Raw genomic sequence first — 13,255 nt, forward strand, 5'->3', positions numbered from 1 at the left:
GCGGGATCTGACCACTATAAAATATCTTGGCGAGCATAAGATTTTCTTGCACTGTGCCGCCATGAAACTGCCGCCCTTAAACGCCCTGCGCGCCTTTGAGTGCGCCGCCCGCACGGGGAGCTTTTCGGCTGCCGGGGCTGAATTGGGGGTCAGTTCTGCGGCGGTGTCGATGCAGGTGAAGAACCTGGAGGAGTGGCTGGGGCTGAAGCTGTTCACCCGCCGCGCCAATCAGGTGCGGCTTACCGATGCGGGGCGGGATTATTATCAGAAGGCGGCGATGTCGCTGGCGGAGATTGCCAGCTTCACAGAGGCGCTGACCGAAGGCGGCACCCGGCGGCCGCTGGTGATTTCGGCCACGCCCGCACTGGCGCAGCTGTGGCTGCCGGAGCGACTGAAAGCCTTTGCGGAGGCGCGGCCCGATGTGCCGGTGCGGCTCAGGATCGAGGATGACCGGATCGACCTGGAGGCAGAGGGGATTGATGCGCGGCTGACCTATGGCGGCGAGCATCCCGAGCACCGGACGCAGCCCCTGTTCACAGACCGGTTGGTGCCGGTTGGCCTGAACCCGCAAACGGACATCCGGACGGCGCCGCTGGTTGAGGTCAGCTGGGGCGAGACGATTTCCTCAGTGCCGGGCTGGCGGCAGTATTTCGTTCAGCACGGGATCGCGCGCAATGAATCAGCGCCCGCAGTCATCGGGCAGTCGGTGCCTTCGGTGGTGGCGCTGGTGCAGGCGGGGCTGGGCATTGCGCTGTTGCCAGAGCAGGTTGTGGGCAGAGAAATCCGCGCAGGCAGGCTGTACCGCCTGGACGGGCCGGTGCTGGAGATGCCGCGGCCCTATGTGCTGGTCACGGCCCACTACAAGTCGCGTTCCCGCCGCTTGCGGACCCTTGCGGAGGTGCTGGGGGTCCGATAAGGCGCCGGTTCTGCCGCAAATGGCGGATCCGTTTTGAATTTTGCCGCGTAACAGTATATGGGGAAGGCCTGCCGGACCCTATATGGGGGCCGTATCACTGGGGGATGTGCCGATGAACATTCATAACCGCGACGCTGCCGAGGCGCCGGACCGCGAGGCTGCTGCTGCCGCGCTGGATGTGCTGCGGGCCTGGGCCGGCACCGTGACTGAGACCGAGATTGCAGAGCTGGACCCGGCGGTGGCGCGGCTGCTGCCCGGCCGTGAGGTTGGCAATTACCCGGAGCTGTCGCGGACCTACCCCGAGGATTTCAAATCCGATGAGGCCTACCGCGCGACGCTGCCTGATCTGCAGAACGGGCCGACCAGCCTGATCCGCGGCGCCAAGGAGCAGATCCAGCATGTGGGGATTTCGAACTTCCGCCTGCCGATCCGCTTCCACACCCGCGACGACGGCGACCTGACGCTGGAAACCAGCGTGACCGGCACCGTGTCCCTGGATGCGGGGAAAAAGGGCATCAACATGTCCCGGATCATGCGCACGTTTTACAAACACGCGGAGCGCACCTTCAGTTTCGAAGTGATGGCGAATGCGCTGGATGATTACCTGAGCGACCTGGACAGCCCGGATGCGCGCATCCAGATGCGGTTCTCCTTCCCGGCGCGGGTGAACAGCCTGCGCTCCGGTCTCAGCGGCTATCAGTATTACGACTTTGCGCTGGAGCTGGTGGACCATGACGGGGTGCGCGAGAAGATCATGCACCTGGACTATGTCTACTCCTCGACCTGCCCGTGCTCCTTGGAGCTGTCGGAGCACGCCCGCCAGGCGCGCGGCCAGCTGGCGACACCGCATTCGCAGCGCTCCGTCGCGCGGATTTCCGTTCAGTCAGTGCCCGGCAGCGACTGCCTGTGGTTCGAGGACCTGATTGAGCTGTGCCGCAAGGCGGTGCCGACCGAGACCCAGGTGATGGTGAAGCGCGAGGATGAGCAGGCCTTTGCCGAGCTGAACGCCGCCAACCCGATCTTTGTGGAAGATGCGGCGCGGCTGTTCTGCGAGGCGCTGCAGTCGGATGCGCGGATCGGCGATTTCCGGGTGGTGGCGAGCCATCAGGAAAGCCTGCACAGCCATGATGCGGTCAGCGTGCTGACGCAAGGCGGGCTGTTCAAGGCGATGAGCCTGGACCCGAAACTGTTCTCCACCCTGATTTACCAGGGCTGACCCCGCGGCCTGCCTGATTTTCAGGCAGGTTCCCGCTGAGCCATCTATACGGCATGCGGCAATTTCTGCGTTGCCGCATTTTTTGCGCCGCGATGCAGAAGTTCATGCTAGCGTCAGAACGAATCCCCCTGGCCGCCCTGCCGGGGGAGAGGGGGCATTGCGCGCTGTTGTCTGCAATTGACGGCCTGTTTTCCGCTGCATCCGGCCCGGACCGCATCCGGCGCCTGCTCCCTGTATTGCTTGCCCCATGCTGCATTCCCGGCCCGGGGCAAGGTGAGTTCAGGACTGTAGGAGTAACAAATGACGAGCTTTCACAAAATCCCGGGCCTGACGGTCAGAACGCATGAGTGGGCCGGCTATGCGGCCGGTTTGCAGCTGAAGCTGTGGCGCCAGGCGGCTGAGGCCGCACTGCAGGCGCCGCTGGAACAGATGCGGCTGGCGCATTCGATGCTGGAAGCCCAGCAGCGGCTGCTGCGGGCCGGTGCTCCGGCTGCGGCGGCGGGAGAGGATGCCGGTGACTCCGCAACGGCTCCGGAGGCCGAGGCGGCCCCGCCGGAAAAGCCGGCTGAGGGCAAGGCCAAAAAGTCCGCGCCGCGCAAGGCGGCAGCCCGTAAGTCCGCCGCCCGCAAGACAGCTGCCCGCAAAGCGCCCGCGCGCAAGCGCCCGGCGCCAAAACCGGCGCAGGCTGCTGCTGCATCTGCCGCAACCAAGCCGGAGGCTGTAAAACCGGGGGCCGCAAAGCCAGGGGCAGGCAAGGCCGCAGCTGCCGGCACAGAACCGGTCAAGGACGCGGCAAAGGGCGTGAAGCCGGCGCCTGCGGGCACACCAGCCGCTATGACCGGAATAACTGCCGGGGAGAAGGCGGAGGCGAAACCCGCGGAGTTCCGCAGCGTCTCCGCCGCCCGCAGCAGTGACGGGGCGCAGGGTGCCGGCGGGGCCTCGCCAGCCCCCGCGGCCAAGGCGGAGTTGGCTGCAGCCGGGTCCAAGGCGCAGGAGCCGCAAGGCGAGCCGTCCAAGCGCTCGCGCCAGCCTTCGGCGCCGCCGCAGATGCCGCGGCGCAACGCTGCGCAGACCTCTGGCAGCGGCGAATAGGGCGGCACACTTGACACTGGCCCTGCGCAGGTCCAACGCTGCGCCGCATGTTGGATCTGCGCCCTGTCGGGTATGTCATCGGCCTGCTGGTCGTCATTCTGGGAGCGATGATGCTGTTCCCGCTGCTGGTCGACCTGCTGGACGGCCGCGGCGAATGGCATGTGTTCCTGGAAAGCGCGGTGTTCACCATCCTGGTGGGCGGACTGCTGGCGCTGAGCTGCGCCAATGGCGTGAAGGAGGGGCTGAATATCCGCCAGACCTTTCTTCTGACCACCACCGTGTGGCTGGCGCTGCCCTTGTTCGGGGCGATCCCTTTGATGCTGGGGGCAACCGAGCTTCGCTTTGTTGATGCGTTTTTTGAGGCAATGTCGGGCCTGACCACCACCGGATCGACGGTGATTTCCGGGCTGGATGATCTGCCTCGCGGGCTGCTTTTGTGGCGCGGCATCCTGCAGTGGCTGGGCGGCATCGGCATCATTGTTGTTGCGATGGTGTTCCTGCCCGAACTGCGGGTCGGCGGCATGCAAATCTTCAAATCCGAAAGCTTTGACACCTTTGGGAAAATCCTGCCGCGGGCGCAGGCGATCGCCAAGCAGATCAGCTTGATCTATGTGTCGCTGACCATGGCCTGCATGCTGGTCTACATGGTGATGGGCATGGGGCCGTTTGACGGGCTTGTGCATGCGATGACCACCATCGCCACCGGCGGTTTTGCCAATTACGACGCCTCTTTCGGGGCCTTTGCCGGGCCGGTGGAATACGCGGCCGCGGTTTTCATGATCCTCGCCGCATTGCCGTTTGTGCGCTATGTGCAGCTGATCAACGGCCATGGCACGCCGATGCTGCGGGACAGCCAGATCCGCGGTTTCATGCTGACGCTGGGGCTGCTGGTCGCGGTGGCGGCGGCGGTGCTGTATTATGCCCGGCCGCATGGCGGCGAAGAGGCGGTGCGTTCGGCGCTGTTCAACATCACCTCGATCATGTCCGGCACCGGCTATGCAAGCGCGGACTACATGCAATGGGGCAGCTTCCTGGTGATGATCTTCTTCTTTGCCGGGCTGATCGGCGGCTGCGCGGGGTCGACCGCCTGTTCGGTGAAGATCTTCCGCTATCAGTTGCTGTTTGCCTCGATCAAGGTGCAGATCCAGCGGATCCGCTCGCCGCACGGGGTGTTTCTGACGCGCTATGAGGGGCGGCCGGTGGATGCTGATGTGCTGAGCTCGGTGATTTCCTTTTTCATGTTCTTTGTGGTGACGCTGGGCATTGTTGCCTGGATGCTGGCGCTGACCGGGCTGGACTTTGTGACCGCTGTGTCCGGCGCGGCGACAGCGGTGGCCAATATCGGCCCCGGTCTGGGCGATGTCATCGGGCCTGCAGGGAATTTTTCAACGCTGAATGATCCGGCCAAGTGGATCCTGAGCGCGGCGATGCTGATCGGGCGGCTGGAGCTGATGGCGGTCTATGCGATCCTGACCGTGCGGTTCTGGCGGGCCTGACTTCATGGGGCCTGCCCGCGAAGGGCAAGGCCGCCGCATATGCGCGGGCAGCCGAATTTCTGCGAGGAATTCGGTCCGGTTTCCGGCGCGGAAACCGGGGGCAGACGGGTGCAGGCCGTGGCAGCCGGAAATCCTCGCAGGATTTCCGGGCGGAATTCGCGTTCGAATTCCGTTTTCCCGACACGCCCGCCTCGGCCGCATAGGGTTTGAGGGCGGAATTCCAGCCGGTCCCTTGTATTGCTACAATACGCGGACTTGCCCTTGAGTAGCGGCTCGCCTATGAGGCTCAGGACCGAAACCCGCAAGGCAGGGAGACCCGTTCCATATGCCCGTACTTGTGATGAAATTCGGCGGCACGTCTGTCGCCAATCTGGACCGCATCCGCCGCGCTGCCAAACGCGTCGGTGTCGAAGTGGCCAAGGGCTATGACGTGATCGTCATCGTGTCGGCGATGTCCGGCAAGACCAATGAGCTGGTGGGCTGGGTCGACGAGACCTCGCCGCTGTATGACGCGCGCGAATATGACGCCGTGGTCTCCTCAGGCGAGAACGTGACCGCGGGCCTGATGGCGCTGACGCTGCAGGAGATGGATGTCCCTGCGCGCAGCTGGCAGGGCTGGCAGGTGCCGCTTAAGACCAGCTCGGCGCACAGCCAGGCCCGGATCGAGGAGATCCCGCCGGAAAACATCCGTGCCAAATTTGCCGAGGGCATGAAGGTGGCTGTGGTTGCAGGCTTCCAGGGGATCAGTCCCGAGGGCCGTATCACCACCCTGGGCCGGGGCGGTTCGGACACCACTGCAGTGGCCTTTGCCGCGGCGTTCGAAGCAGAGCGCTGCGATATCTACACCGACGTGGACGGTGTCTATACCACCGACCCGCGGATTTGCGATAAGGCGCGCAAGCTGGATAAGATCGCCTTTGAGGAAATGCTGGAGCTGGCCTCGCTGGGCGCCAAGGTGCTGCAGACCCGCTCTGTTGAGCTGGCAATGCGCTATAAGGTGAAGCTGCGCGTGCTGTCGAGTTTTGAGGAACAGTCCGACGAGGCCGGAACCCTGGTCTGCGACGAGGAGGAAATCATGGAATCCAATGTTGTTAACGGCGTGGCCTATTCCCGCGACGAAGCCAAGCTGACCGTGCAGTCGGTGGCCGACCGCCCCGGTATTGCGGCCACGATTTTCACCACGCTTTCGGATGCGGGGGTGAATGTCGACATGATCGTGCAGGACGTCTCTGAGGACGGCCGCACCGACATGACCTTCTCTTGCCCGACCGACCAGGTGGCGCGTGCCGAGCAGGCGCTGCTGGCGATCAAGGGGAAGGGCGAGCTGAACTATGCCGAGCTGCTGGCCGACAAGGATGTGGCCAAGGTGTCGGTGGTCGGCATCGGCATGCGGTCGCAGTCCGGTGTGGCGGCGAAGATGTTCAAAGTGCTGTCGGATGAGGGCATCAACATCAAGGTGATCACCACCTCTGAAATTAAGATCTCGGTGCTGATCGACCGCAAGTACATGGAGCTGGCCGTGCAGGCGCTGCATGATGCATTCGAACTGGAGAAAGCAGCCTAAGCGGCTCTGTTCCAAGAATTTTCCGTACTCTGCAAAGGCGCCGTTTTGGCGCCTTTGTTGTGTGCGGCAACCCGATGGCGGACTTCTGCCCAAAGCTGCGGCAGGCTGCGGCGATTGCGGGCAATGCTGCAAAAACACTTGGACTTTTCCCGCCGGGGTGGGACAAGTGGGTGGAGGAGAGAGCGCTGGCGTACTACTCTGGGCGGTGTCCGTTTCCAGGGAGCAATCTGGGCGGCAGCGTACAGGGAAGAAACCTCGGGAGAGGGTGAGAATGGCCGATACCACGGAATCCGAAAGCAGGAAGCTTCTGGTTCGCTTGCGCGAGGCGATGGCGGGTGATGATGCCGGCCAGGCGCGGCTGGATAAGATCACCCATCTGATCGCCGACAGCATGGGGACTGAGGTGTGCTCAGTCTACCTGTTCCGCGATGATGAGACACTGGAGCTGTGCGCGACCCAGGGTCTGAACCTCGAATTGGTGCACCAGACACGGATGCGTATCGGCGAGGGGCTGGTGGGCCGCGTTGCCAAATACGGCAAGGTGGTGAACACGCCGGATGCGCCTAATGCCAAGGGCTTCCGCTACATGCCGGAAACCGGGGAGGAGCGGTTTTCATCCTTCCTGGGCGTGCCGGTGCAGCGGCTGGGCGAGATGATGGGCGTCCTGGTGGTGCAATCCAAGGAGGCGCGCGAATTCTCTGCGGATGCGGTTTATGCGCTGGAAGTGGTGGCGATGGTGATCGCCGAGATGACCGAGCTGGGCGCCTTTGTCGGCGAGGGCGCGGCGCTGTCGCCCTTGCACCAGCAGGCGGTTCTGATCCACGGCACCTCAGCCCAGGAGGGCGCGGCGGAGGGCCATGTCTGGCTGCATGAGCCGCGGGTGATCGTGACCAACCCGATCGCCGATGATCCCCAGCGCGAGCTGGAACGGCTGAACGATGCGGTTGAGGAACTGCGGGTCGGTGTCGACAAGATGCTGGAGGTGTCGCGCAACGGTGACAAGGAACAGCTGCAGGTTCTGGAAGCCTACCGGATGTTTGCCAATTCCAAAGGCTGGATGCGGCGGATGGAGGAAGACATCGCCCGCGGGCTGAGCGCCGAGGCGGCGGTGGAGAAGGAACAGTCCCAGGCCCGCACCCGGATGAGCCAGGTGCAGGACGCGTATTTGCGCGAACGGCTGAGTGATCTGGACGACCTGTCGAACCGGCTCTTGCGGATTCTGACCGGGCAGGGCGCCAACACGGGCGCGGAGCTGCCTGACAACCCGATTCTGATTGCCCGCAACATCGGCCCCGGCGACCTGCTGGAATACGGCCGCTCCTTGCGCGGGATCGTGCTGGAGGAGGGCTCCGTGGGCTCTCACGCCGCGATTGTTGCGCGGGCACTGGCGATTCCGCTGGTGGTGAATGCCAAGCGGGTCACCACCGAGGCGCTGAACGGCGACCATATCATGGTGGACGGCGATCAGGGGGTGGTGCATCTGCGCCCGGATGAAACCGTGGTGGGGGCCTTCCGCGACAAGATCGCGATGCACGCGCAGGCGCAGGAGCGATACGCCTCGATCCGCAACAAGCCGGCGGTGACCGTGGACGGTCAACGCGTCAATATGGTGATGAATGCCGGTTTGATGGCCGACCTGCCGTCGCTGGATGGCTCTGGTGCAGAGGGTGTGGGGCTGTTTCGCACAGAATTGCAATTTCTCGTGCGGAACCAGATGCCGAAACGGTCGGAATTGGTTGCTTTGTACAAGCGGGTTCTGGACGCGGCGCACGGCAAACCGGTTGTATTCCGGACCCTGGACATCGGGTCGGACAAGGTTCTGCCCTACATGAAGCCCACCGATGAGCCGAATCCGGCCCTGGGCTGGCGGGCGATCCGGGTGGGCCTGGATAAGCCGGGTGTGATGCGGATGCAGCTGCAGGCGCTGCTGCGCTCGGCCGAGGGGCGGCCCTTGTCGATCATGTTCCCCTTTGTGGCGCAGTTCGAGGAATACCGCGCCGCCAAGGCTGAGGTCGAAAAGACCATAGAGCGGGAGCGGATCCTGGGCCATGTGCTGCCTGCGGACCTGAAGGTGGGGGCAATGCTGGAAACGCCCTCGCTGGCCTATGCGCCGCAGAAGTTTTTTGACGAGGTGGCTTTCCTCTCGATCGGCGGCAATGACCTGAAGCAGTTCTTCTTTGCCGCCGACCGCGAGAATGAGCGGGTGCGCAAGCGATATGATACGCTGAACGTCAGTTTCCTGAGCTTTATCGAGCGGATCGTTGAGCGCTGCGCGATCTCCGGCACGCCGCTGAGCTTCTGCGGCGAGGATGCAGGCCGCCCGGTTGAGGCGGTGTGCCTGGCCGCAATGGGCATCCGCACGTTGTCTATGCGTCCGGCCTCTATCGGGCCAGTCAAATCGCTGCTGTTGCGGGTGGACTTGGGCGAGCTGCGCAAGATCATATCTGACGCACGCCACCGCGGTGACCAGGCGGTGCGCCCGGCGGTGATGGAATACCTGCGGGGACTGTGAGCCAAACTCATGAGCGGGCAGCTTGTGGTCCCGGTCCTGTGGCCGGCGCTGCCGCTTTGCTTGCGTAACTACTTCAAGCTTAAAACTTTAGGCTTGAAGTTTTTCCGGGCCTGCTTATCCTGATCCTCAGAGACGTGCGCTGAGCGGGAAGGGATGATCATGAAAGTCGTCTGTCTGGGAGGGGGCCCTGCGGGCCTCTACTTTGCCATCTCGATGAAGCTGCGCCAGCCGGAGGCCGAGGTCACGGTGGTCGAGCGCAACAAGCCTGATGATACCTTTGGCTGGGGTGTGGTGCTGTCTGATGACGCGCTGGAGAACCTGAGCGCCAATGATCCGAAAAGCGCCGAGGCGATCCGCGAAAACTTTGCCTATTGGGACGACATCGCCGTGGTGCATGACGGCACCCGCACGGTGTCTGGCGGGCACGGGTTCGCCGGGATTGGGCGCAAGCAGATGCTGCTGCTGTTGCAGGACCGGGCGCGGGAACTGGGGGTGGACCTTCAGTTTGAAACCGTGGCCAAGCCCGCGTCAGACTATCAGAAAGAGTACGATCTGGTGGTCGGCTGCGATGGTCTGAATTCCAGTGTTCGCAATGAGTTCGCGGAACATTTTAAACCGGAAATCGACGTACGGCCCTGCAAGTTCATCTGGCTGGGCACCCATCAGAAATTCGACGATGCCTTCACCTTCATCTTCGAGAAAACCCAGCACGGCTGGATGTGGATTTATGCCTATCAGTTTGACGCGGACACCGCGACGGTGATCGTCGAATGCTCTGCCGAGACCTGGGAGAACTGGGGGTTCGAGGGCATGAGCAAGGAGGAGATCATCCGCACCTGCGAGGAGATTTTTGCCAATCATCTGGATGGCCACGCGCTGATGTCGAACGCGGCTCACTTGCGCGGGGCGGCGGTGTGGATCAACTTCCCGCGGGTGCTGTGCGACAAGTGGCACCACGAGAACGTCGTGCTGCTGGGCGATGCCTCCGCCACTGCGCATTTCTCTATCGGATCGGGGTCGCGGCTGGCCTTTGACAGCGCAATTGCGCTGGCGGAACTGGTCAGCACCGAGCCGACACTGGAGCGTGCCTTTGAGCGCTACCAGGAAGAACGGCGGCTGGATGTGCTGCGGCTGCAATCGGCGGCGCGCAATTCGCTGGAGTGGTTCGAGGAGGTCGAGCGCTACCTGGATATGGATCCGGTGCAGTTCAATTACTCGCTGCTGACCCGCTCGCAGCGGATCAGCCACGAGAACCTGCGCCTGCGCGATGCGGAGTGGCTGGCAAGTGCCGAGAAATGGTTTCAGGACAAGGCAGGCGCGCCTGCCGACGCGCCGGTGCGGCCGCCGATGTTTGCGCCGTACCGCTTACGCGGGATGGAACTGCAGAACCGTATCGTGGTGTCGCCCATGGCGCAGTACAAGGCGGTCGATGGCTGCCCGACAGACTGGCATCTGATCCATTACGGCGAACGTGCCAAGGGCGGGGCCGGGCTGGTCTATACCGAGATGACCTGTGTTTCTGCTGAAGGCCGGATCACGCCGGGCTGTCCGGGGCTTTATGCGCCGGAGCATGAGGCGGTGTGGAAGCGGCTGGTGGATTTTGTGCACGCGGAGACCAGTGCCAAGATCTGCTGCCAGATCGGCCATTCGGGGCGTAAGGGCTCAACCCAGCTGGGCTGGGAGGAGATGGACGCGCCCTTGCCGGAGGGGAACTGGGAGACGGTCTCGGCCTCAGCCATTCCGTGGTCCGCAAGTAATCCAGCGCCGCGGGAGATCACGCGGTACGAAATGGATCAAATTCGCGACGAATTTGCTGCATCAGCGCAAATGGCGGAGCGAGCCGGGTTTGACATGATCGAACTTCATGCGGCGCATGGCTACCTGATTTCGTCGTTTATCTCGCCAAAATCGAACATTCGGGGTGATGAGTACGGCGGCAGCCTGGAAAACCGCTTGCGATACCCGCTGGAGGTGTTCCGGGCGATGCGCGCGGCATGGCCGGAAGGCAAGCCGATGTCGGTGCGGATCTCCGCCAATGACTGGGTTGGGGGCGCGGGCGTAACGCCGGAGGAGGCGGTGGAGATCTCCAAGGCCTTCACCGCCGCCGGTGCAGACATCATTGATGTTTCCGCCGGGCAGACCTCGACTGATGCACAGCCGGTCTATGGCCGCATGTTCCAGACGCCGTTTTCCGACCGCATCCGCAACGAGGCCGGGATAGCCACTATGGCGGTGGGTAACATCTATGAGGCGGATCACGCCAATTCGATCCTGATGGCGGGACGGGCTGATCTGGTTTGCGTGGGCCGGCCGCATCTGGCCGATCCCTATTGGACCCTGCATGAGGCAGCGCGGATCGGCGATCGCCATAGTGATTGGCCGCTGCCCTACCATGCGGGCCGGGACCAGGCCTGGCGCCTGGCGGACCGCGAAGCGGAGGTGATCCGGGCATGACACGCAGGGTTCTGGTCACAGGCGGCGGCACGGGGATTGGCAAGGCGATTGCCCATGCCTTTGCCGCGGAGGGATGCCATGTCACCATCGCCGGACGCCGGCGGGCGCCGCTGGAGACGGCGGGGGAAGGGCTAGGGCTGGATATCCGTGTGGCCGACGTGACGGATGAGGCGCAGGTGGAGGCGCTGTTTGATGCGCCCTATGATGTGGTCATTGCCAATGCCGGCACCGGTGTGGCGGCGCGGATCGAGGATGTTGAGCTGGAGGACTGGCAGCGGACCTTGACCGTCAACATGACCGGCACCTTCCTGACCTTCCGGGCGGCCTTGCGGGCGGGCATGGAGCCAGGGGGTCGGCTGATTGCCATCGCCTCCACCGCGTCCTTGCAGGGCGGGGCGCAGATCCCGGCCTATGCGGCGTCCAAACACGGGGTGCTGGGGCTGGTGCGCTCGGTGGCACAGAGCGTGGCTAAGCGCGGGGTTACTTGCAATGCAATCTGCCCTGGGTTTGCCGACACCGAGATGGCAGAGAGCGCGGTCACCGGGCTGATGGCCCGGCATGATATCCCGCGGGAGAAAGCGCTGAAGATGGTGGTTGGCGGCAATCCGATGCAGCGGCTGATCGCGCCGGAGGAAGTGGCGGCCACGGCGGTGTTCCTGGCCTCCGATGGCGCGGCCTCAATCAATGGGCACGCGATGAGCGTTTCGGGAGGGGAAATTTGAGCACGACATCAAAAGACCGGCTGCGGCTGTGGCTGAAGGTGCTGAAGGCCACCAAGGCGGTGGAGAGCGACGTGCGTGAGAACCTGCGGCGGGAGTTTGCGACAACGCTGCCGCGGTTCGATGTGATGGCGGCGCTGATGCAGCACGAAAAAGGCCTGAAGATGAGTGAGTTGTCGGGAGTTCTGAAAGTCTCCAACGGCAATGTGACCGGCATCGTCGAGCGGCTGGTCGAGGATGGCCATGTGCTGCGCGAGAAGGTCGAGGGCGACCGGCGTGCCAGTCTGGTGCGGCTGACGGAAGCGGGCCGGATTGAGTTTTCCCGCCAGGCGGAGGCGCATGAAGGCTGGATCAATGCGGCCTTTGACGGGCTGACCGCGGATGAGGCGCAAGGGATTGCCGAAAGCCTGGATGCGGTGGCGCGGCGGCTGGAAGAGGGGAGCAAGGCATGAAGGTGAACCTAGAGCCCAAGCATTTTCAGTGTCAGGTCGAGGACGGTATCGCAACTGTCTCCCTGGACCGGCCGGAGCGGAAGAACCCGCTGACCTTTGACAGCTATGCAGAGCTGCGCGACTGGTTCCGCGATCTGCACTATGATGACAGCATCAAGGCGGTGGTTTTTGCCTCGAACGGCGGCAATTTCTGCTCGGGCGGCGATGTGCATGACATCATCGGGCCGCTGACGAAGATGAGCATGAAGGAGCTGCTGGCTTTCACCCGGATGACCGGCGATCTGGTCAAGGCGATGGTGAACTGCGGCAAGCCGGTGATTGCGGCGATTGACGGCATTTGTGTGGGCGCGGGCGCGATCATCGCCATGGCCGCCGATATCCGGATTGCCACGCCGGAGGTAAAGACCGCGTTTCTGTTCACCCGTGTGGGTCTGGCGGGCTGCGACATGGGCGCCTGCGCAATCCTGCCCCGGATCATCGGCCAGGGGCGGGCGGCGGAGCTGCTTTATACCGGGCGGTCGATGAGCGCCGAAGAAGGCCACGCCTGGGGCTTCCACAACAAGCTGGTTGCGGCGGATGAGTTGGAAGCGGAGGCGCAGAATTGGGCCGCGCGGATCGCGGCAGGGCCGAACTTTGGCCACATGATGACCAAGACCATGCTGGCGCAGGAATGGTCGATGTCGATTGAGCAGGCGATCGAAGCGGAGGCGCAGGCGCAGGCGATCTGTATGCAGACCGCGGATTTCGAGCGCGCCTATCATGCCTTCGTGAACAAGGAAAAGCCGCTGTTTGAGGGCGACTGAGCCGCGGCACCGCTGGAACCTGCGCCGGAGG

Annotated in this window: 10 protein-coding genes; all 10 read left to right on the forward strand. The window is 63.6% G+C overall.

From position 1 onward, the window contains the following. Nucleotides 1-61: 61 nt before the first annotated feature. The 10 genes from ACXAEK_RS11915 to ACXAEK_RS11960 all read left to right on the forward strand — a co-directional run bounded on the left by ACXAEK_RS11915 (nt 62) and on the right by ACXAEK_RS11960 (nt 13,224). Nucleotides 62-916 carry a LysR substrate-binding domain-containing protein gene (locus ACXAEK_RS11915; RefSeq protein WP_475042168.1) on the forward strand — a complete coding sequence of 285 codons (855 nt, stop codon included), beginning with the start codon at nt 62-64 and terminating at the stop codon, nt 914-916. A gap of 112 nt (nt 917-1,028) precedes the next feature. Then, complete coding sequence (folE2, locus tag ACXAEK_RS11920; protein WP_475042169.1) at nt 1,029-2,132, forward strand: GTP cyclohydrolase FolE2; 1,104 nt, start codon at nt 1,029-1,031, stop codon at nt 2,130-2,132. Nucleotides 2,133-2,432: 300 nt separating this feature from the next. After that, nucleotides 2,433-3,224 carry a hypothetical protein gene (locus ACXAEK_RS11925; RefSeq protein ID WP_475042171.1) on the forward strand — a complete coding sequence of 264 codons (792 nt, stop codon included), beginning with the start codon at nt 2,433-2,435 and terminating at the stop codon, nt 3,222-3,224. Nucleotides 3,225-3,271: 47 nt separating this feature from the next. Then, nucleotides 3,272-4,720, forward strand: a complete 1,449-nt coding sequence (locus tag ACXAEK_RS11930) for a TrkH family potassium uptake protein (protein ID WP_475042172.1) — start codon at nt 3,272-3,274, stop codon at nt 4,718-4,720. Nucleotides 4,721-5,045: 325 nt separating this feature from the next. Next, nucleotides 5,046-6,284: an aspartate kinase gene (locus ACXAEK_RS11935; RefSeq protein WP_475042174.1), complete on the forward strand. Its 1,239-nt coding sequence runs from the start codon at nt 5,046-5,048 to the stop codon at nt 6,282-6,284. A gap of 271 nt (nt 6,285-6,555) precedes the next feature. Beyond that, nucleotides 6,556-8,796, forward strand: a complete 2,241-nt coding sequence (ptsP, locus tag ACXAEK_RS11940; RefSeq protein ID WP_475042175.1) for a phosphoenolpyruvate--protein phosphotransferase — start codon at nt 6,556-6,558, stop codon at nt 8,794-8,796. 159 nt (nt 8,797-8,955) lie between these two features. Further along, entirely contained in the window at nt 8,956-11,250 is a 2,295-nt protein-coding gene (locus ACXAEK_RS11945; protein ID WP_475042177.1) for a bifunctional salicylyl-CoA 5-hydroxylase/oxidoreductase, read from the forward strand. Beyond that, on the forward strand, nt 11,247-11,972 hold the full coding sequence (locus tag ACXAEK_RS11950; protein WP_475042179.1) for an SDR family NAD(P)-dependent oxidoreductase: 726 nt from the start codon (nt 11,247-11,249) through the stop codon (nt 11,970-11,972). The genes ACXAEK_RS11945 and ACXAEK_RS11950 overlap by 4 nt, the downstream gene beginning before the upstream one ends. After that, nucleotides 11,969-12,421 (forward strand): MarR family winged helix-turn-helix transcriptional regulator, encoded by a 453-nt coding sequence (locus tag ACXAEK_RS11955; protein WP_475042181.1) that lies wholly within the window; start codon nt 11,969-11,971, stop codon nt 12,419-12,421. Before ACXAEK_RS11950 ends, ACXAEK_RS11955 begins: the two co-directional genes overlap by 4 nt. Next, the gene (locus tag ACXAEK_RS11960; RefSeq protein WP_475042183.1) at nt 12,418-13,224 is read left to right on the forward strand and encodes an enoyl-CoA hydratase family protein; all 807 of its coding nucleotides are present in this window, start codon (nt 12,418-12,420) and stop codon (nt 13,222-13,224) included. Before ACXAEK_RS11955 ends, ACXAEK_RS11960 begins: the two co-directional genes overlap by 4 nt. The last annotated feature ends 31 nt before the right edge of the window (nt 13,225-13,255 follow it).

Source organism: Leisingera sp. ABM4_101 (assembly GCF_056158725.1).